At 49.2% G+C, this 20,621-nt stretch carries 18 protein-coding genes; 13 read left to right on the plus strand and 5 right to left on the minus strand.

Annotated features, from left to right (window positions below; genetic code table 11):
- Nucleotides 1-32 precede the first annotated feature (32 nt).
- The 3 genes from K6Q96_RS18430 to K6Q96_RS18440 are packed head-to-tail and all read left to right on the plus strand — an operon-like array spanning nucleotide 33 to nucleotide 6,684.
- Nucleotides 33-4,898: a DNA repair ATPase gene (locus K6Q96_RS18430; protein ID WP_251881693.1), complete on the plus strand. Its 4,866-nt coding sequence runs from the start codon at nucleotides 33-35 to the stop codon at nucleotides 4,896-4,898.
- Nucleotides 4,899-5,603: a phospholipase D-like domain-containing protein gene (locus K6Q96_RS18435; protein WP_251881694.1), complete on the plus strand. Its 705-nt coding sequence runs from the start codon at nucleotides 4,899-4,901 to the stop codon at nucleotides 5,601-5,603.
- Nucleotides 5,604-5,619: 16 nt separating this feature from the next.
- On the plus strand, nucleotides 5,620-6,684 hold the full coding sequence (locus K6Q96_RS18440) for a toxic anion resistance protein (protein ID WP_251881695.1): 1,065 nt from the start codon (nucleotides 5,620-5,622) through the stop codon (nucleotides 6,682-6,684).
- Nucleotides 6,685-6,767: 83 nt separating this feature from the next.
- Here K6Q96_RS18440 and K6Q96_RS18445 read toward each other — a convergent pair whose 3' ends face one another.
- Both K6Q96_RS18445 and K6Q96_RS18450 read right to left on the minus strand, forming a co-directional pair.
- Nucleotides 6,768-7,889 carry a Gfo/Idh/MocA family protein gene (locus K6Q96_RS18445; RefSeq protein WP_251881696.1) on the minus strand — a complete coding sequence of 374 codons (1,122 nt, stop codon included), beginning with the start codon at nucleotides 7,887-7,889 and terminating at the stop codon, nucleotides 6,768-6,770.
- A 50-nt stretch (nucleotides 7,890-7,939) separates the two neighbouring features.
- Complete coding sequence (locus K6Q96_RS18450) at nucleotides 7,940-8,647, minus strand: GntR family transcriptional regulator (protein ID WP_251881697.1); 708 nt, start codon at nucleotides 8,645-8,647, stop codon at nucleotides 7,940-7,942.
- 234 nt (nucleotides 8,648-8,881) lie between these two features.
- Between K6Q96_RS18450 and K6Q96_RS18455 the strand changes: the two genes are divergently transcribed.
- The 6 genes from K6Q96_RS18455 (at nucleotide 8,882) to K6Q96_RS18480 (ending at nucleotide 14,713) form a co-directional block, all read left to right on the plus strand.
- On the plus strand, nucleotides 8,882-10,039 hold the full coding sequence (locus K6Q96_RS18455; RefSeq protein ID WP_251881698.1) for an LLM class flavin-dependent oxidoreductase: 1,158 nt from the start codon (nucleotides 8,882-8,884) through the stop codon (nucleotides 10,037-10,039).
- Nucleotides 10,039-10,941 (plus strand): aldo/keto reductase, encoded by a 903-nt coding sequence (locus tag K6Q96_RS18460; RefSeq protein WP_251881700.1) that lies wholly within the window; start codon nucleotides 10,039-10,041, stop codon nucleotides 10,939-10,941. The genes K6Q96_RS18455 and K6Q96_RS18460 overlap by 1 nt, the downstream gene beginning before the upstream one ends.
- Nucleotides 10,938-11,411, plus strand: a complete 474-nt coding sequence (locus K6Q96_RS18465) for a flavin reductase family protein (RefSeq protein WP_251881702.1) — start codon at nucleotides 10,938-10,940, stop codon at nucleotides 11,409-11,411. The genes K6Q96_RS18460 and K6Q96_RS18465 overlap by 4 nt, the downstream gene beginning before the upstream one ends.
- The gene (locus K6Q96_RS18470; protein ID WP_251881704.1) at nucleotides 11,411-11,941 is read left to right on the plus strand and encodes a TRAP transporter small permease; all 531 of its coding nucleotides are present in this window, start codon (nucleotides 11,411-11,413) and stop codon (nucleotides 11,939-11,941) included. The genes K6Q96_RS18465 and K6Q96_RS18470 overlap by 1 nt, the downstream gene beginning before the upstream one ends.
- A gap of 38 nt (nucleotides 11,942-11,979) precedes the next feature.
- Nucleotides 11,980-13,266, plus strand: coding sequence for a TRAP transporter large permease (locus tag K6Q96_RS18475; RefSeq protein WP_002540010.1), 1,287 nt, complete (start codon nucleotides 11,980-11,982; stop codon nucleotides 13,264-13,266).
- Nucleotides 13,267-13,621: 355 nt separating this feature from the next.
- The gene (locus K6Q96_RS18480) at nucleotides 13,622-14,713 is read left to right on the plus strand and encodes a TRAP transporter substrate-binding protein (protein WP_251881706.1); all 1,092 of its coding nucleotides are present in this window, start codon (nucleotides 13,622-13,624) and stop codon (nucleotides 14,711-14,713) included.
- A 61-nt stretch (nucleotides 14,714-14,774) separates the two neighbouring features.
- On the opposite strand, the gene K6Q96_RS18485 is transcribed toward K6Q96_RS18480, so the two are convergent.
- Both K6Q96_RS18485 and K6Q96_RS18490 read right to left on the minus strand, forming a co-directional pair.
- Nucleotides 14,775-15,350: a DsbA family protein gene (locus tag K6Q96_RS18485; protein WP_251881708.1), complete on the minus strand. Its 576-nt coding sequence runs from the start codon at nucleotides 15,348-15,350 to the stop codon at nucleotides 14,775-14,777.
- Between the two features lie 110 nt (nucleotides 15,351-15,460).
- On the minus strand, nucleotides 15,461-16,129 hold the full coding sequence (locus K6Q96_RS18490) for an ArsR/SmtB family transcription factor (RefSeq protein ID WP_251881710.1): 669 nt from the start codon (nucleotides 16,127-16,129) through the stop codon (nucleotides 15,461-15,463).
- A gap of 136 nt (nucleotides 16,130-16,265) precedes the next feature.
- On the opposite strand from K6Q96_RS18490, the gene K6Q96_RS18495 reads away from it, so the two are divergent.
- The 4 genes from K6Q96_RS18495 to K6Q96_RS18510 all read left to right on the plus strand — a co-directional run bounded on the left by K6Q96_RS18495 (nucleotide 16,266) and on the right by K6Q96_RS18510 (nucleotide 17,750).
- The gene (locus tag K6Q96_RS18495) at nucleotides 16,266-16,601 is read left to right on the plus strand and encodes an NIPSNAP family protein (RefSeq protein ID WP_251881712.1); all 336 of its coding nucleotides are present in this window, start codon (nucleotides 16,266-16,268) and stop codon (nucleotides 16,599-16,601) included.
- Nucleotides 16,598-16,921 (plus strand): antibiotic biosynthesis monooxygenase family protein, encoded by a 324-nt coding sequence (locus K6Q96_RS18500; RefSeq protein ID WP_046305940.1) that lies wholly within the window; start codon nucleotides 16,598-16,600, stop codon nucleotides 16,919-16,921. Before K6Q96_RS18495 ends, K6Q96_RS18500 begins: the two co-directional genes overlap by 4 nt.
- Nucleotides 16,918-17,208, plus strand: coding sequence for a YciI family protein (locus K6Q96_RS18505; protein WP_251881714.1), 291 nt, complete (start codon nucleotides 16,918-16,920; stop codon nucleotides 17,206-17,208). Before K6Q96_RS18500 ends, K6Q96_RS18505 begins: the two co-directional genes overlap by 4 nt.
- 119 nt (nucleotides 17,209-17,327) lie before the next feature.
- Nucleotides 17,328-17,750, plus strand: coding sequence for a hypothetical protein (locus tag K6Q96_RS18510; RefSeq protein ID WP_251881716.1), 423 nt, complete (start codon nucleotides 17,328-17,330; stop codon nucleotides 17,748-17,750).
- 78 nt (nucleotides 17,751-17,828) lie between these two features.
- Here the strand turns inward: K6Q96_RS18510 and K6Q96_RS18515 are convergent, their stop codons facing one another.
- On the minus strand, nucleotides 17,829-20,357 hold the full coding sequence (locus tag K6Q96_RS18515; RefSeq protein WP_251881718.1) for a hypothetical protein: 2,529 nt from the start codon (nucleotides 20,355-20,357) through the stop codon (nucleotides 17,829-17,831).
- Nucleotides 20,358-20,621 lie beyond the last annotated feature (264 nt).

Consider the following 20,621-nt stretch of genomic DNA (forward strand, 5'->3'; position numbering starts at 1 on the left):
CCTCATTAGAGGCGGGATGAATAGGTATTAGCATGTCAGAGTCGACTCAAAAAGCTGTGAGTGAAGGTGGTGCATATGAAGTTCTCAAATCCCGCCTGTCCCAACAGGGCAACCAGCTAAAATCTCTTTCTCAGTCATTCAATCAAACTCGCCAGACCGTATTTGGTGGTCAGGAACTCAAGCTCGTCGGCAAAGCCAATGTGCAGACCGATGCGAAATGTATTCCCATCGACATGGCGCAAGTTAACCAACAGCTATTGTTTGGTTACCACGTACAGGTTGGTATGAAGGCATCGCCATCACTGGACGATGTGTTTGGCCTTTATCAGCTGCACGAAAATGACGGTACGTTCCGTGTAGAGCCTCTACCCATTGAAAGCAGCTTTCTCGGTGATCAGCGTTTTGTTCATGAATTTACTGAACTGTTTACGTACTACCGTGATGCGCGTCTTTCCCAAATCTCCCGTCAGGAAAGTGTCCTATATATTGCTTTCCAGATTGGTAGTCGTCCTGAAGATCGTAAAGTGTTCCGCTTCCAGCTCAAAGCAGATGCTGTAGAGTACATGGATTCCTATGGGCATGAATCGCTGGAAAGCACGGTTCAACACGACTTTGATTGGGTTGCAACAAACCGTGATGACCACGTGCTGGGAGAACACCCGCATGTGTCTATTCGCGACAAGCTGTTTGTGGAGTGTGTGGGTGGTGACCTGACCATTAAGGTTGAGGACAATACATCCGAAGGCAAGGGAATTTACCGCGAAGAAGTTGAAGATGCGCACCAAAGTGTGGCAGATGCGCAAATCGATTATGCCTTTATCGGCGATTTAATCGCCCTTCGCGTTAAGCCTAACCGTGAAAAACACAGTCGCTATTTTCTCTACAATCCGCTTAACCAGTCGGTCACCCGTGCTGATGCATTGGGCGTCAGTGCTAAAGCGTTGCCGGAAGATCACGGCGTGCTTTATGCCAACGGTTATGTTCTGGCTAACGGCGAGCGCAAACAGTTTGATTTTCCTTCAGGTCATTTGAAATTCTTCCAGAAAATCATGTCACCCAATGGTGAAGATATTCTGTATTTCTTTTTCAATCCGGTTGATGGCTATTACGTCGCGTATACCTACAACCTGATAGAAAAGAAATTTGAAGCACCCATGGAAAGTCATGGTTATAGCCTGTACCCAGATGGTCGCTTTCTTGTGTTTCAGCTTTCTGAAAACGCAGAAGCGTCAACGATCCACCCCTTACGGATCTGGGATACGCCGTTCTCAACACCAGAGCACTACGCAAGTGTGAATGCGCAGTCAGATGTAAGCAGTCCGCTGTTCAATCTGGGGAATGCAGAACTGGTTCGGGCGCTTTCTTCTGTGCTTTCGATTTGTCAGTTAGCCCAGACAGAAGAAGTCACACAAGCAGCTTATGAAATGCTGTTGAAGCAATGTCAGTCAACGCTGGATCATTACACCTGGTTGGGCCATGAATATGCGTTGGGTATTGGCTCTGCCATCAATGAGTTGATGGGCACCGCAGACAAAATCATTGATGAATTTGCCAAGGTGCAGCAACTTCAGCAGCACGCCGCGCAAAGCATTGAAGCGCAGCAGACTATTGTCTCTGACCTTATTGGTAAAATTAAACTGGCTCCAAAGGAGCAGGCGAATACCTTGCTCAGCCTCTTGGCGGAAGTGAAAGGCCAGGTTGGTGCAGTGATGGCTCTTCGCCAGCAACACTACATTGATGAAGCTCGAGTCGATGAGTTGCAAACACAATTACAGGAGCAGCGTGAAAGCCTAAACCTGCAACTGCTCAACCTTCTTCAGGAAGAAAAGGCGTACGTTCCGTTTAAGAAGCAAATTCAGAGTATCGAGGAGCAACTGGAAACGGTAGATAAAACGGCTGAAATCCAGAAGCTGCAAGGGCAGGTCGACACGCTTCGCAACGAACTGCAACTGGTGACGGAAGAAGTTACCGACATTGAAACGGACGATCCCACCCAAGCCACGCGCATTCTGGACCTGACGACAGAAGTATCGTCGATGCTGAATACGGTATCGGCCAAACTACGTTCTAAATCTCAAGGGTTGCAAAGTGAAGAAGCGCAGGCGGAATTCAGCGCCCAGTTTAAGCTGCTGAGCCAATCCGTCAGCAGCGCGATGGAGCAGGCAACAACTCCTGATGAGTGCGACAACCAACTCGCCAAGCTGGTGGGACAGTTAGATAAACTCGAGTCCCGTTTCGCGGATTTTGACCAGTTCCTTGCCGAAATATATGCCAAACGTGATGAAATCCAGTCAACGCTCGATAACCACAAACAGCAGCTGATTTCTGCACAACAGCGCCGCGTACAGAATTTGCTGCAGGCGGCGAATGTCACTATGGCGAGTATTGAAAAGCGGGTAGAGCGTTTTGATGATGTGGCAGGACTGAACAGCTACTTCGCAACCGATGCTATGGTACTCAAGCTTCACCAGCTCTCCCAAACTATTCGAGACTTGGGCGACAGTGTTAAAGCGGATAGCGTCGATTCCAAGCTCAAATCACTGCAAGACCAATCCCTTCGTTCTCTTCGCGATAATCAGGATATCTTTGAGCAAGGTGGCAAGGTTCTACGACTGGGTAAACACAGGTTCAGCGTGAACCAACAGGCATTGGATCTCAGCCTCGTAGAGCATCATGGGGAGCTTTCGACCCATATTTCTGGGACGGATTTCTATCAAGCGGTTGAAGATGAAAAGTTTCTTGAGCTGCAATCCTTTTCCCGTTTGGATGTGACATCGGAAAGTGATGACGTCTACCGCGCGGAATATCTGGCGTACCTCATTTTGCATGGCGCAGAGAATAATCAAGATGGATTGAATCTCGAAGATCTGTATGCCGCTCAGAAAAGCAACGCCCTGAACGAACGCGTTCAGAAATTCGCCGCACCTCGCTACAAAGAGGGGTATGTGAAAGGCATCCATGACAACGATGCCACGTGTATTCTGGATAGGGTTCTACCTATCTATCAGCAAGCGGGATTATTACGTTTTAGCCAAAGCGCGCGCTCTGCTGCGATTCGATGGGTGCTGGCGCAAGATGCTAATACTTTGAGTGCTTTTCGCCAGCAAGCCAATAATGCGCAACTGCTGAGAGAGCACCTGAATTCAGGCGGTGCTTACCAGCAACTCCAAAAACAGCTGGCGACTGAGCTCGCAACTGAACAAAGTGATGAAGCCGCAGATTTCTTGGTTAACCTGCTCGGCGAGTCTGATTTAAGTGTTGATGTCAGTCAGGACGCATTGAGTCTGTATGAGGATTATCTTCAATTCCGCCGCAGTCTGGGTTGGCAAGCCGGAGGTGCTGATATTGAGTCAGCATACTCTGACCACCTCCAGTGGCTTACCGCATACACTCATAAAAAGGGCTACGGGCAAGCTTTTGTGGTTGAAGCTGCAACCATTGCCGTTCTGAAAGCCTATTCAGAGTTCAATATCTGCAGTGTCGATTTCTCATTGGTTGCTGATGTGGAAGGAATACTGGGTGAACATGACCGTATCGAGAAAGGGCAGCTGCGTATCGTGCTGGACGACTTTATCCAGCGTAACGAGCACCACCGATGCAAAGTCGTGCCGCAGTTTGAAGCCTATCTCAGCCAACGTACCTTACTGTTGAACTCGGCTAAAGAAGATTTCCGTTTGAGCGAGTTCAAACCTCGCCCTCTGACGTCATTTGTTCGAAACAAATTGATAAGTGAGAGTTACCTGCCCCTTATTGGCGATAACTTTGCCAAACAGATGGGCACACTGGGCGACAAGAAACGCACTGACTTGATGGGGATGCTGTTACTTATTTCCCCACCAGGTTACGGTAAAACGACTTTGATCGAATACGTGGCGCACAAACTTGGGCTCGTATTCATGAAAATCAATGGTCCATCTATCGGCCATCAGGCAACATCATTAGACCCAGCAGATGCCCCCGATCAGAATGCTGCCCGCGAAATAGAGAAGATAAACCTTGCCTTTGAAATGGGCAATAACGTGCTTCTCTACCTCGATGATATTCAGCACACTCATCCTGAATTCCTCCAGAAGTTTATCTCGTTGTGTGATGGTACACGCCGAATTGAAGGAACGTGGAAAGGCAAAACCAAGACCTATGATATGCGCGGTAAGAAATTTGCCGTGGTGATGGCGGGCAACCCTTACACAGAAAGCGGTGAATCGTTCCGTATACCCGATATGCTAGCTAACCGTGCAGACATTTATAACCTTGGCGACATGCTGTCTGATCAGAAGCAAGCCTTTGAGTTGAGTTTCATTGAAAACTCACTCACGTCGAACTCTGTGCTTGCACCGCTGGCAACCCGTGACCTGAACGACTTATATCGCTTCGTGCGAATGGCAGACGGTGAAAGTATTGCACTCAGTGAGATGAGCCACGCGTATTCTGCGACGGAATCGAACGAAATTATCTCAACTCTTCAGAAGTTAATGGCCGCTCAGCAAACCGTGCTGAAGGTTAACCAACAGTACATCAAGTCTGCTGCTACGGCTGATCAGTACCGCGTTGAGCCGCCATTCAAGCTGCAAGGATCTTACCGGAACATGAACAAACTGGCGGAGAAGATTTCGTCGGTAATGACGGACGATGAGTTGTACACCATGTTGCAGGATCACTATCAAGGTGAAGCGCAGACGCTCGCAGCAGGAACGGAAGAAAACTTGCTTAAGTTGGCTGAACTGCGCGGTGATATGACGCCTGAACAGAAAGCACGTTGGCAAGAAATCACCGACGGTTATCAGCGTCAGCAAATGATGGGCGATTCAGAAGATCGTGCAGGCCAGGTTGTACAGCAACTCGCCATGTTGAACCAACACGTTGCGCGCTTTGGTAGCGACTCCCAAGGAGGGGAATAAGTGAACCGACAAAAATGGTCGGCGTGGCTTGAAGCCTCGCTGGAAGATTATCGCCTCGACGACAGCGAGCGCAGAACCTTACAAGCTGAGTTAGCAGAGTCTGTGCTCAGTGATGAAGACAGATCTTACTTACGCAATCTGAGCTTCAAGCTGGTTCAGAAAGAACTTGCTAATCAGGGAGATGCGGCAGCATTGGTACGTTGGTTAGAACGCGTTATCAAGGTGCTGGATAATGTAATTAATGCGAATTCAGCACAAACCGCGACAAGCTGGTTTTCACCGGGACGAACCTGTGCGTCAGGCATCATCGAACAGTTGAAGTTAGCGAGAAAGACCATTGATATCTGCGTATTCACCATTGCGGACAACGACTTAACGAAACATATCCTTGAGGCGCACAAGCGTGGGGTGGACGTACGCATAGTCACTGACAACGACAAAATGAACGACAAAGGCAGCGATGTGGAGTATCTCGCAGAGCAGGGCGTTGCCGTCAAAATTGATACGACTCAGTACCATATGCACCATAAGTTTGCGATATTTGATGGGTGCCGTTTGATCAACGGCAGTTTCAACTGGACGCGAAGTGCCTCAAAATACAATCAGGAAGATATAACACTTACGGATGATCGCAGATTTGTCGCCGCGTTCATTCGACAGTTTGAACAGCTGTGGCAGAAATTCCCCAGCCACACGCCGTCATAAAAGATAGGGAGATCCAATGACTGAATTGACCAATTCCCAAAATCAGCCAGTTGTAATCGAAGTAACACCAGAGGTAATTGAAATTGCCGACCGCTTCGACCCGTTTGATACGGTTGCCACCATCACATTTGGTAAAGATGCTTTAGAGAAAATCACAGCGTTTTCCGATGAAGTTCTGGATCAGGTTCGTGTTCGTGATAGCGGAGAGGCGGGTGACATCCTTCATGCCATGGTGTCTTCCATGGACAGTGCCGAGTTCGATAGCCTTGGGAAAGGCAGTTTCCTATCAAAGCTTCCGCTCATTGGTGAAATGTTTGATTCGTTTAAGAAGTTTTCCGCTAGCTTTGATTCAGTGAAAAGCCAATTAGAGCAACTCTCTGATCGTCTTGAAGCGCAGGAAGTTAAGTTGGCGCACGATATCACCCAACTTGATACCTTGTACGACCATAACCTTGATCTCCTGAAAGGGCTAGAGCAATACATTGCTGCTGGACGCTACAAGCTCAACGAGTTGAATGAAAAGGTATTGCCTGAACTGCTACAACAATCAGAGCAGAGCGGAGATGCGCTCGATGCACAGAAATACCGTGATGCATCACAAGCCGTTGCTCGTTTAGAAAAGCGTGTGCACAACTTGGAACTAACGCGCCTAGCAGCCATTCAAACTGCACCTCAAATCCGCCTTTCGCAGGAAGGCAATAAAATGCTGATGGAAGATATCCAAGATATCGTTCATAACACTTTCCCACTTTGGAAGCGCCAGTTCCTTATTGCTATTTCAAACTATGAGAAAGAGAAGGCGCTTAAAGTTACACGTGCCGTCAAGGACTACACCAACAAGCAATATGTTCAGAACGCGGAAAAGTTGAAAGTGTTGGAAGAGCAAATCGCAGAAAACTATCAACGCGGTATTCTGGATTTGGATTCACTCGAAACGGTGAACAAGCTGACAATCGAAACCCTGAACAATACTCTTTCGCGAGTGAAAGAGGGTAGAGCGCAGCGTGAGCAGGCTCAACAGGTGATTGAGAACGCCGAACTGGAATTGAAAAAAGCGCTGGAACAGACCTTAGAAAGCTAAACTCCGTTCATCAATTACAGTCCAACAGCTGACAGTTCTGCTCCCCAAGTGGTTTTGCCTCTTGGGGATTTTTTAGCATGCCCCTAAAAGCTCAGGCCATTATCTTGCAAGGTCACGACCTGATTCAGCTTTATAGCCTCTTGCGCTGCAAGCCCGATTACCACGGCTTTCAAGCCATCTTCCAATGACACTTCTACATCTTGCTCACCTAACACGGCACGTTGGAATTTCTGATGTTGATAGAAAGTGGAGCCGTTATGGTCACCAGCTTCGAGAAGCGTAGGATCTACAGGCACTTCCATTTGTTTTGGTCCCTTTGGATCGCGGGGGCTGGAAATGACTTGGGCGACGGGGGGTTCGCCAAGGGTGTCTGTCGGCCAGAAGCGGCCGGGGCCGGGAACCAGACATTCCACCTTGCCTTTGTCGCCGACAACACTGATCTCTTCTTGGTAGCGCGAGCCCTCAGCGAACATGCAAAGCTCCAAGCTGGCGCGGGTGCCGTTGTCGAATTCTACGGTGACATAAGCATTGTCGAGGATGTCCGGTGCTTCGCCGTTATAAGATTCGTCTTTATGGTTGACGGCTTGACTGCCGGAAGCAAAGACTCGAATAGGGTTAGCGTTGGCCATCAGTCTCATCAAATCAAAGAAGTGGCAACATTTCTCTACCAGTGTACCGCCGGTTTTGTGGTTGAAACGGTTCCAATCATCCACTTTATGCAGGAAAGGAAAGCGGTGCTCGCGAATTGAAAACAGATGGCGCTGGCCAATCTCGCCTTGTGCCAGCAAATCGAGTAATAAGGTGATAGGGGGCATGTAGCGATATTCCATCGCAACCCAAATCGGTGCCGGGTGGGATTTGGCGGCTTCAACCAAACGCGCCACATCATCAATCTGCGTACAAATGGGTTTCTCAATCAAGATCGGCAGTGAGCAGCGGCTCACGATGCCTAGCAATTGCTCGGCATGCTGGAAGTTAGGGGTCGCAATAACGAGGGCATCGATATCGTTTGCTTCAAGTAATTCATCCAGACCTTCAACCGTGCGGGCGGTTGGCACCAACGCTTGTGTTTTTTCGCGCATTCCTGCGTTAGGTTCGGCAAGCACGGTGATTTCTACATTCTCTAAAAGTTGAATGTTCCGAATGTGCTCTTGTCCCATCATGCCGCAGCCTAGGATGCCGTAGCGAATTACTTGATCTGTCATTCAGTCCGTCCCTTACGTTTGTTTGGTAGCCTGAGAGGCTATCGTTTTCGTTATGTCCATCGCGCTGCATAGCGCACGTTTACCGGGTCATACCAAGTGAAAGAAACCTCTTCGATACGATCCCGGTTTGACCAGCTCAAGCGCTCGATATAGCCACATGCAGAGCCAATCTCGGGTTTAAAGTCTTGGTGCTTCCAGTCCGGCACGTGATCGACTGTGATGCTGTCCTGCACCTTTGAAATCCAAAAGCCAAGTTTTTCGCGGTAATACACATACAGTGATTCCACGAGATCGTCTGGGGCGATATCGTCTTTGTGCTCTCCGCTGATCCAAATCTCTTCCATTGCAGCAGGTTGTTGGTCGAGTTTTCTCAAGCGGCGGAAACGCCATAGTTGCGCGTTTGATTCCAGCCCCAACAAAGAAGCTACATAAGTATTGGTGTGTTGCTCCACGCTCAGAAAGTCGGCGTTTGGCAAGCCGCCACCGGATTTCAGTTCTAGGCGGAAAAAGTGATACACCGCGGAATTATCCGGCGTGTTTTTCACGTAAGTGCCGGAGCCCTGAATCCTTTCCAGCAATCCATTCTGTTCAAGCTCGTTTAATGCTTTGCGCAGCGTACCGACAGCAACACCCAGCTTTTTTGCCAGTTCCGCTTCAGTAGGCAGCCTCTCTCCCGGCAACCAATAACCTGCCGAGATTTCTCTGCGCAACAACTCACTTATCTGGATGAACAAGGGTAATCGTGTTGATTCACTCATTTTCTAAAAATCTCAAAAGTAATAACCGTCGATATATTAGAAGGTTATTGAACTTATTTCTGTTTCCTCGCTCAGAGAGTGAATAAATTCATTCATCATTGATTTACTTTATTCGTAAATCTTATAGCATTTATTAACAATTCATTCACTAATCATTTTCATTTCGATAGGAATGAAAAGCAACAAGAACAATAACGTTGGTTGGCTTTTTACAATAAGAACAGGAGAGTTCAGATGAGTGTCGTGCCTATCACGAGTGAGGGGTTAGATGCCGCCGAGGTATCTTGGTTTGCGCCGCTATGTAGCGATGATTATCGCTATTTGGGTGTGCCTGATGGTGCGTTGCGAAGCAGTTGGGAAAATACACGCGACATCGTTTTGACTGCTGAGAAGCAGGGTTTTCGCAACATTCTTTGCCCGTCCTCGTACCAGGTGGGGCAAGACACCCTCACGTTTGCTTCAGCAATGGGCCCGCTTACCGAGCGTATCAATTTGCTGGCAGCGATTCGTTGTGGAGAAGTACATCCGGCGATGTTAGCCCGTGCGGTCGCGACGCTTGATCACATCATGAAAGGGCGTTTGACGTTGAATGTTATCTCCTCTGATTTCCCAGGTGAGAAAGCCGATAGTGCATACCGCTACCGCCGCTCAAAAGAAGTGGTCGATATTCTTCGCCAAGCCTGGACGCAAGATGAAATCCGCTACGACGGAGAAATCTACAAACTCGACACCTTATCTGCCGATCCTGTTCGTCCCTATCAGCAAAACGGTGGCCCACTTCTTTACTTCGGTGGCTATTCTCCGGATGCCCTTGAATTGTGTGGTTCAGACTGTGACGTATACCTGATGTGGCCAGAAACCGAAGACATGTTGGAATCACGCATGAAAGCGGTGAATGAAGTGGCACAACGTCATGGCCGCACTCTCGACTATGGTCTTCGTGTCCACATGATTGTTCGAGATACTGAGGCAGAAGCCCGTGAATATGCTGAGTCTCTGGTATCGAAACTCGACGACGATTTTGGCCAATCGATTCGTGAGCGCGCGTTGGATTCGAAAAGTCTTGGTGTTGCTTTCCAGTCTAAACAGCGTGAACAGGCAGACCAGTTTGGTTTTACTGAACCGAATCTTTGGACTGGTGTTGGCCGCGCCCGCTCTGGTTGCGGCGCAGCATTGGTAGGCAGTGTCGACCAGGTGCTGACCAAGATTGAACGCTACAAGAAAATGGGTATCCGCTCCTTTATCTTCTCTGGCTACCCGCACAAATCTGAATGTGAAATTGTCGGCCAGAAAATTCTGCCCGAGCTAAAAACCTGCTCAATGCCTGAAGAATACGGACGTGTTCCGGCGACCACCCCTTTGACTCCACTTGGCGCAGGAGAGCGCAAATAATGAAATACACAGAACTGCATCCATCACTGTCAGCATTCAGCCGCTTAGTTTATGGCGTTTGGCGTTTGTCCGATGATGAGAACACCTCTGAGGCGCATGTTCGTGCGAAAGTCGATGCGTGTCTGGAGCAAGGGATCACCACCTTTGATCATGCTGACATCTATGGTGACTACTCCTGTGAAGAGGTGTTTGGTCAGGTGCTCGAAGCGACCCCTTCACTTCGTGACCAGATTCAGTTGGTGTCGAAATGCGACATCATGCTGCTGTCAGAAAAATACCCGAACCGCCGTGTTAAATACTACGACACCTCAGAAGCGCATATCCGTCAGTCAGTTACCAACTCTTTGCAGAACCTGAAAACTGACCACCTTGACTTACTGCTGATACACCGCCCGGATCCGTTTATGGATCATAGTGAAACAGGGAATGCGCTGGATTCACTGATAGATGAAGGCTTGGTCAAAGCTGTTGGCGTGTCCAATTTCAAATCGTGGGATTGGGAATTGCTGCAATCTGGTATGCGTCATCCATTAGTGACTAACCAGATTGAAATGAGCCTGATGACCCGGGATTCCTTTACCGACGGCACAGTAGCATTCATGCAAAAAGGCGGCATAAAGCCTATGGCATGGTCGCCACTGGCCGGTGGCGAGCTGTTTGGTAACAGCGAGGCGGCTCAGCGCGTGAAACCTTTGTTGCATCGTGAGGCAGAGAAGTTCGATGTTGGTATTGATGCTGTCGCGATTGCTTGGCTACTCGCACACCCTGCGGGCATTTTGCCTGTGTTGGGGACCAACAATCTTGAACGTATCCGCGGCATAAGCGACGCTCTGAAAGTCTCGATAGATAGAGAAACCTGGTTTGAACTTTGGATGGCAGCAGCAGGGGAGGAAGTAGCATGAGCCGCGAACTGAGAAACGCACTTTCCTGCTTTGCCACTGGAGTCACAGTGATTACAGCGCGCCATCAAGGGCAGGATTATGGATTGACGTGCTCGTCTTTCAACTCTGTTTCTTTGGAACCAGCGATTGTGCTTTGGAGCATCAACCGCACATCGTCAACCAAACAACCGATTCTGGAGTCTGGTGGTTACACCGTGAGCGTGCTGGCGGTGGAACATTCCGAGCTTGCGATGAAGTTCTGTCGTGACAGCCATGAAGAGCGCTTTCGTGGTGTGGAGATCCAACGTGCACCGAGTGGCCGTGCCATCATTGAAGGTGCTGTAGCCTGGTTTGACTGCGACTTAAACGGCGTCGTCAGTGCAGGTGACCACGATATTCTGCTTGGCAAAGTGACCGACTTTCACTCGCAGCAGGGCGATGGATTGGTGTTTGAACGCAGCCGCTTCGGAAAGGTAGGAGAAGTCGCTTAATGGCAGTGGTGAAGTCAGTCATTTCGGTGCTGGAAACCGTCAATAACACATTGGATCGCATTGGCGCATCCGTAGCTTGGGTGCTGGTGGCCTTGATGGTGTCCGGCATTCTGCTGCAGGTGGTGTGTCGCTACGTGTTCAATGCTGCATTGCCTTGGCCGGAAGAAGTCGCCCGGGCATTGATGATTTGGATGATGGCACTGGTTGCGGGGCAGGCGTATCGAAAGGGCATGTTTGTCTCTATCGATATGATTTTCAATTATCTGTCGCCAAAGGTGGCGCAGGTGATTCGCCTTCTGCTGCTGGTGATTGCCTTTGCTGTACTGATCCAACTGTTCGTCATCGCACTGGAATTCTTTGACCGCGGCTTTCGAACCCGTGCAGCATCTTTTCCGCTGAAGCGGGCTTGGATCTATCTCGCGATGCCGGTGTGTTTCGGCACCATGTTGCTCGCGAATTTAGAAATGTTCCTGAAAGCGCTTACTCACAAAGAAGAGGATGCCATCGCTGCGCAAGCTGGAGAAAGCTGAGTAGTCAGGCGTTGGTAATCATAAGGATGTGGCTGTAAATGTTGATCTTCTTTCTACCTCTGTTTTTGGTTTTTCTTCTCGTCGGCATGCCGGTGTTTTTCGCGCTGCTCGCCGCTCCGGGCTTCATGCTCTATGCCGAAGGCATGGACAGGGATATTCCCTTACTATTTCGCAATATCTACAACGGAATTGATTCTTTCCCGCTGATGGCCATTCCCTTCTTCATGCTCGCGGGTGAGGTGATGAACCGAAGTGGGATCACCCTGAGTCTGGTGAATTTCTCGCAATCACTTATTGGTCATGTTCGCGGTGGTCTGGCTCACGTCAACGTGATGTCGAGCATGCTGTTTGCGGGGCTTTCCGGTTCTGCCGTGGCGGATACCTCTGCCATCGGCTCGATGATGATCCCAGCGATGGAGAAGAACGGGTATTCACGTAAGTTCGCGGCCGCCATTACCGCGGCTTCCTCGGTGATTGGTCCAATTATTCCGCCTTCCGGCATCATGATTATTTACGCCTACACCATGGAAATTTCCGTGGCAGCACTGTTTGCGGCGGGAGTGGTTCCCGGTGTGATGATTGGTGGTGGCTTGATGCTGTTGATCGCGCTGCTGGCAAAAAGCCAGAACCTGCCGATTGCCAGTGAAAAAGCAACATGGCGCGAACGCGGAACAGCCACCAGAAAGGCCTTCTGGCCGCTGCTAACCCCCGTGATCATTCTGGGCGGTATATTGGGTGGCATCTTTACACCGACGGAAGCTTCTGCCGTTGCGGTGCTGTATACCTTGGTCGTCGGCATGTTTGTGCTTCGTACTGTGAAGCTGAAAGATATCCCGGACATTTTTACCGCAAGTGCCAAGTCGTCTGCTGTGATTCTGCTTTTGGTTGGCGCGGCACTCGCGTTCAAAACCGTGGTATCGCTCTCTCATGCAGCAGAATCCATGGCGCATTGGACGTTAAGTATCAGTGAGAATCCGCTGATCTTACTGTTCCTTATCAACATCCTGCTTTTTATTGTTGGCATGTTCCTCGATGCAGGGCCGGCCATCATTATTCTGGGGCCAATTCTGGCGCCGGTTTTTGTCAGTCTGGGCATAGACCCAGTGCATTTCGCCATCATCATGAGTGTGAACCTCACGGTGGGCTTGGCGACGCCTCCAATGGGACTGGTGCTGTTTGTGGCATCAAGCGTATCCGGCGAAAAAGTCGAAACGTTGTCCCGCGCGATTCTGCCGTTCCTGGCAGTGGAAGTGGTAGTGATCTTCCTGATTACGTTTTTCCCGTCTCTTTCTATGACCATTCCGCAATGGCTGGGTCTGGCATGAGTCGATTTAATACCCAAACAACCTGGAGATGCTCGCATTTAGAGGTCATCAAAGCGTTTAATTCAAGGCAAATTTCGCGAGGAGTAGTGATTCTACTTCCGTGGAATTTAACGAAGAAGTGGGCGCATTGAAGGCCTCCCTTCGGGCGAGTTGACTGACACTGTGCTCTTTGTTGTTCCTTTTTGATGGGGGTGACTGCACCTACAAAGGAACGCCGCGATCACAATGCCAGTCAATCTCGCTGAATCCAGCATCTTCAGGCTGTTTGGGTATATACAAGCAACCGAGAACGTAAGTTCTCACCTTATGTGGAACAGCCTTCGGGCTGGCAATCACGGAAGTGAAAAGGTGAAGTATGAAAATAACGGTAAATAAAATGCGTACAGCATTGAAGGGAAGTGCACTGGCGTTGTTGGCTGGATTAATGACCACCACAGCATTGTCAGTGCCTGCCATGGCGGCGGACTTCAACCTTCGCGCAGTGGCTAACTCCAACGAAAATGACGAAGACTATGATGGTCTGATCGTCTTTAAAGACTTCGTTGAATCTCACTCGAACGGCAAAATCAAAGTCGATCTCTATATCGGTACCCAGCTTTGCGGTAACGGTACCGAGTGTATTCAAGCGGTAGAAGATGGTTCAGTCGATATCTACATTTCTACCTCTGGCGGTGCGGCGAACATGTTCCCGTACATTCAGGTTCTCGACCTTCCGTATGTTCTGCCGGATGACCGCACCGCAGAAGCTGTTCTACAGGGCGATTTCGTACGTGAACTGCGTAAATCCATTCTTGCGGATACTGACGACAAACTGCGTTTGATGGCTATCGGTAATACTGGCGGCTGGCGTAACTTTGCCAACACCAAGCGCACGGTGAAACAGCCAAGTGATTTGGAAGGCCTGAAAATCCGCACCGTGGTTGCTGACTTGCCACAGGTATTGGTGAAAGCGCTGGGTGCAAGCCCTACGCCAATCCCATGGCCTGAGCTCTATACTTCATTCCAGACGGGGGTGGTTGAAGGCTCGAAAAATGGTATCACCGATATCATGGGCATGAAGTTCCCAGAAGCAGGCTTGAAATACGTGACTTTGGACGGTCATGCCTACATGTCAGCGCTTTGGTATATGAACAACGAAGCCTTCCTTGATATGCCACCAGAGCTACGTAAAGTGATTGTCGATGGCTTCCGTGCACTACAACAGGCAACGTTTGCTTCTCCGAAGCGTAAATCGATTGCTGCTTACGATGCCTTCAAGAAAGCCGGCGGTAAGCTTTACGTGCCAACTCCTGAAGAAAAAGCCAAGTTCCAGGAATCCGCAGCGCCGGTTTATATCTGGTTCCAAGAGAACGTGAAAGACGGTAAGAAGTGGTTTGATTTGCTCAAATCAGAATCCGAAAAAGCGCAACAACAGATTGCCGCAGCGGATAAAGCAGACCTCTCTTAAAGGTTTGGATGGGAATAAAAATCAGCCTCTCGGGGCTGATTTCTCTTTTTACGCAGTTTGGCTATTTCAACAAAGGATCAATCGTTGCCTGCCAGTCATCCAAGCTAGAGTTGTGATCGACCGGAACCAAACCCGCATTGTTAATAAACACTGTGGGTGTTGCCCAGACTGATCGTGTTGCCGCATAACGAATCGGTGTTCTGCCTTGCACGTAAACATCGCTGCTGTCCATTCGCTCAATGAAAGCTTCACGGTCAACGTTGCCATGCTCCACGGCGTAATCAGCAACCAAATTTCTCAGATCTTCGTGGGTCTTATGGAGAAACTGGCCGTTGTAAAACGTATCCTGCCGCTCATATAAGAAGGTGGCGAAGCGATAAAACTTCTCGGCATCACCCTCTGCCAAAGCAAATAACCCCAAACTCATGTCCCACGCCTGACGGTGGTTGCTTAGCGTAATGAGGTGAGTTTTCAGGCTCACGGACTGACCTTTGTAATGCGCCATTACCGCCATCAGGTTTGGCCAGATAGCGCGTGAATGTGGGCATTGAATGTCGACGAAAACATCAATGGTGACGGATGCGGCTGGGTCACCAAGTAGAAAGCCGCTCGGGCGGTGGGGAATGGGTATGCTCATAACGTCCTTGTCCTTAGCTAGTTGTTATTGTGTTGAGCCAAGTGTAGCTAACGTATTCGGGTCGTCTCTAGACCCTAACTGAGTCACTCGTGCGACTTTGAATCAGTACGTTATGCAATAAAAGTTTGTCTGAAACGGGTGATACCTTTAGGCGTAAATTCGATAACTCTTGAGTCCGGTAATTGCTGCGCCCAACCCTGGCTAAGTAAGTATTCCAATATCCACTTTCCAAGGCTCCCCGCTATGTGTGTTCGCCTTTCACTCCAATCCAGACAGGCTTTGCAAACAGGACGCTTTTGTCTTTCAAACTCCTCGATGTCAGCACCCAAGCTAATAAAAAAGGCTTTCCCTTTTTCCGTTAGCTTCGCTTCAATTAACGCATCTTCAATCAAACCTTGCGCCACCAGAGAATCATAGAGTTGAACGGCAACTTCACCGGCCAGGTGGTCATAACATATACGCGAATGACGAAGTGATATATCGCTAGGGCCAGTGTGAATAGGGTTGATAGAAGCGGTTACGTTCATCAGTTGTTCGAGCAGTTCTGCGATTTCATAACCAGCAAGTTGGAAGTATCGATGGCGACCTTGTTTTCGCACTACCAGCAAACCACCCTCGACCAACTTTGCTAAGTGGCTACTGGCGGTTTGCGCGGAAATATCGGCTTCCAACGCCAGTTCAGTTGCGGTCAACGCTTTACCGCCAAGCAGTGCAATGAGCATTTTAGATCGGGCGCTATCGGCAACAAGCGCGGCGGTTTGAGTGATGTCCGGTTCCATTTCAAAAACTCGATGATTTGACTGCGATAAGGTTAGCAGTCGTTACTATGGAATACTTCGACTGCGGTCGAAGCATAGGGTGATTTCAACGCTTAAGCTGTTATCCAACGCTCAACATGGATAAGGACGTGGCGCCATGATCACCTGTTTTATTGAATACCGTATCGACCCGTTCAAACATAGTCAGTTTGAAAAATATGCCAAGAACTGGGGAAAGATCATTCCTGAGTGTGGAGGCGATTTACTGGGCTATTTCATGCCCCATGAAGGCACTAACGATGTAGCCTATGGCCTGATTTCGTTTCCAGATTTAGCATCGTATGAAACCTACCGCGAGCGGCTTAGAACGGATGAGCCGGGGAAGCGGAATTTTCTGTTCGCCAACAAAGAGCAGTTTATTGCAGCTGAAAAACGCTCATTCCTAAGAGTGGTGGATGCAACCTACAAGCAAGGAGCGAGGGTAGCAAAATGATCGCCGTTATCTTTGAAGTGGAACCCCATACGGAGCACAAAAGCACGTATCTTGATATAGCTGCCGTACTCCGTGAGGAACTGATGGAGGTGGAAGGGTTTATCTCAGTAGAGCGCTTTCAGAGTTTGACTAATGAGGAGCGTATGTTGTCGCTGTCTTTCTGGGAAAGTGAAGAGGCGATCGCTCATTGGCGGAATAACCTTCGTCATCAACTGGCGCAGCAAAAAGGAAAAGAAAGCTTGTTTAAAAACTATCGTATTCGCGTTGCAAACGTGGTGAGAGATTACGGGTTGGATGCCCAGCAAGGAGAAGAACGATGAGAGTGGTTGCGATTTTTACTGATACCCCAGAAATGCTCGAACACCGTAAACAGCACAGTCAGGCACACTTTGATTTTTTGCGTGCTAACCAATCAGAGATTCTAGTTGGGGGCGGGCTAAGAGATGAAGACGGGGGCGCGTATGTGGGTGGTCTCTGGGTTATGGAAGTGGAAAATATGACTCGCGCAAAGGCGATTATCGAACAAGACCCTTATTACGTACCTGAGTTTCGTAGCTACCAATTAAAAGTTTGGGGTAAAGCGTTTGATGAAGACGTAATTATATGAAATGTAGAAACTATTCTATTTAAAGGTCAAAAGTCTGATTTGAGATAACTGTCTAAATACACAGTATTTCAGTGTGGTAAGGTTCGTGCAGATTTTCGATTCAAAGCCCAAGGAAGACCATGAGAGACGTTGTTTTAAAGAACCTGCGCGAACGTTTTCAATCATTGAATGAGATTGTTGATACCTTAAATCCAGAGCTGTTTACCACCCATTTGAATGTACCGAAGAATAAGTCTGTTGGTGAACATATGTGGTGTATTGTCGGTGCACGGGAGAGCTATACGAAATCGTTGCTGAAAGGCGAGTGGGCAGGCTTTGAATGTTCACTGGCATCGACCGAACGTCGTGGCGATGTGATCGACAAACTGAAATCTTCCGAAGTCGCGTTCGACGAAGTGGTAAATACCATTAGCAACTGGACGCCAGAGCGTGACGAGTTATTGGTTTATTTGCTTGAACACGAAGCAACCCATGAAGCGCAATTGATTCGCCATATCTTCGCTCTTGAGCAAACGTTGCCTGAATCGGTGAAGTGGGCTTAAACAATCCGCGAATGCAAGAGAAAGGGAGAGCCGAAGCTCTCCCTTTCTCTTATCTTTCCCCTATTATGGATGACTCAGCTAGACTGAATCGTCTTCTGTGGCGGTCTCCACTTTAATCTTGAAATAGTGTTTACGGTCAGTGGTTTCTGAAAAACTGATGGCATCGTCATCGGTATTCAGTAGCGGAATTTCCACGTAAAACTTCTTCGCGCCTGCTGCATTTTTCCACAAACGGATTCTGGCAGGCATGATTAATAGGGACGTTGGCAGTTTCGGTGCTGGCGTTCCTGCTGTCTTGTTGATTTCGTCGACCAGATAGTTCGCCGAAACTGACAACAGGTTCATGTCGATATCATCAAAATCTTCGCTCAGAAACGGTATGTCGGTAGAGATAGTGAAGACTTTCCCGGGTTCGATAGAAACGCCTTTGAAGTTCTGCACATGAGTGCCGAAGTACAAGGTATCGAGCTTATGTTGGCCTGCAATACCAATTGAATCAGCGGAAAGGGAAACATCTTTCCCTGCGCCGGGGAGTTTCTTGTCTTTGGCGGAAAACACTACCTTCCAGCCATGAGGAAGGTGGTTCTTCGGTGGTGAAATTTCATAGATCCAAGGTCTGAACAGCACGGTTCTGGTCGCGGAGAACAGCCCCTGTAATTCCACTGCGCCGCCTTTCTCCGCTTGCAGGTCACCAGCCGCCCGCTCATGTTCGTCATAAGGGGTGATATGTAGGTGAGCGATAGAGGGTGGACGAACATTGACTAAAGAACCCAAATCATCCGGTCTTGGATGTGTGTAATGGTTACCACTAAGACCACTGTAGACATTGCTGTCTGGGTAGCTTGACCTTGGCGTTTCCCAAAATAAACGCGCTTTACAATAAGTCACCCGGCGTGAGTCAGTCGGTGTACTGGTGATCACCAGTTCATTCTGTCTAGCGTCAGCAGTGAACACGATAAGGCTGGTCCAACGCAGAGGGTTACGATCTGCACGGTCACCATACTGGGTCGTATTGAAGGGATCGTAATTGTTGCTGTCGAAATGGTGTTCGGCGCTGCCGGTTTGCATCGAGTTGGAAGAAGCGCCCATATATAGCGCGCCGCCTTTGTTACCGTAGCAGTCAAAGTTACCGAGATCGTTCGAAGAGGCAATGTAGGTCCATTTGCGGTGAACCTCCAGTTGACCATCCGGGGTTGGCCAGCGGTTTTCATCAGTCGGGTTTCTGCTGCCAAGCGTAGGGTCTGACATATAGATGCCCCAACCGTCATTGTTGACCGCGGCACAGCCGATGAAACTGTTGTGCATGTAGTCTTCATAACCGCCGGGGAAATACCAGCCGTCGAGCCCGTTTTCACGCGCCATCAGGTTGACATGGGTGTTGTATGCGCCATCAATGCCAACAAATCCATTCCAAGGCATAGCATCAACGACGATGTTCATAAACTCGTTGTAAGAAGCGCGGGCAGTGGTGGAATAGTTGCCGGGTAGATACGGAGTCATCTGAGAAAGCAGTGTGTAGTGGGGTTCCAAATTGTAGAATGAGACTTCAACGGTTTTGGTGTTAGAGGGCAGCCCACCCGGCACCACCACGGTGGTGGTTGTATCCAGACGTTTGATTGGCTTGTGATACACCCGCGTTTCGCCTTCTTCGCGCGGTTTGCTGGTGGTTTGTTTGTCAGAGGCTTTGATCCCAACATATTTGCCATCGAGCTTTTTACCGATGTTCGCAATGCGGACAATCTCTTTGCCGTTCACATCATAAGCGCGTACCCATCGAACGAGGGGAACATCAATGGTGTCGTCCAGCAGTACTTCCTTTGAATCCGTGTAGGTGCCGCGTGCAGGAACAATGATTTCGGTATCTCCTTCGCCGTTATTCAGCGTGAAATCGGTGATTCCTTCCCATACCAGAGGCAATCCAAAGCGTTTTTGTGGCATGCGGTTAGGTTGACCCGCCCAATATTTGGGGGAATTGGGTTGAGAGCTGGCAGCGACACTCGGTTGGGGGGGCGTATGTCCAATCATAATGCCATTGCCGCCATCGCCGGGGTCTTTCAGGCAGCCACTTACGGCAAAGTCAAAGATACGGCTGGAGCCGCACTGGGTGTAGATCCCATCGTTATTTGACCCGCCAATAGGACACAGCGCCGTGGGGTGGGTAGTGACATCCCGTAATGCACCGGATAGCGCTTTTCGCCTGACATAACTGCCTTGCCCGCGAAAGGTGCCGGAGCCTGTGGGGATTAGGAGGTTACCGACGATGGGGAAGTAGCCTTTTCCCATTACCACATGAAAATCGTAGCGTTCATCCGATGGCGGCACAGGATCGCCGTTCAGATCACGAAGTCTTAACGCTTGCTCAAGCTTGACCTGATTTCGTTGTGCCATGGCGATAACGCCTTCGCGGTCTCTTTGCCAACGGGCTTTGGCAGCTTGGGGAGTGAGACCGACGGATTCTAGGTCAATCGTCAGTTCGCCTGTTTCAAGAAGGCTGATGAGCCAGTTATAGAGGAACTGCAACAGGCGGTTGAAGGCATCTGCGGTGATACGGAATGGGGAGGTGACGAAGCTCCATGTCCGTGGATAGCGTTGGCGTAAATTACACATTTTTCTGCACTCATTTCCGTGAATTTCTTCACTGACTCTACGCGAATCGTCAATGAATTAATGTCCAAGTATCAGGACATATACGGTGTGTGATGACTTACTTTCTTTTATCGGGCTGGGTTGGTTAGGTTGGTGCATTTCAATCGCTGCCAGTGGGTTCTGTAGTGACAATATTTGCGGTTTTGAGTCCTGATTTAGGTATTTTCTTCAAGCAACTTTGTTGGCTTTCAGCGGCCTGATTTATTGTTGAAGCTCTGGTGGCTA

The organism is Grimontia kaedaensis (assembly GCF_023746615.1).
GTDB classification, from domain to species: Bacteria; Pseudomonadota; Gammaproteobacteria; order Enterobacterales; family Vibrionaceae; genus Enterovibrio; species Enterovibrio kaedaensis.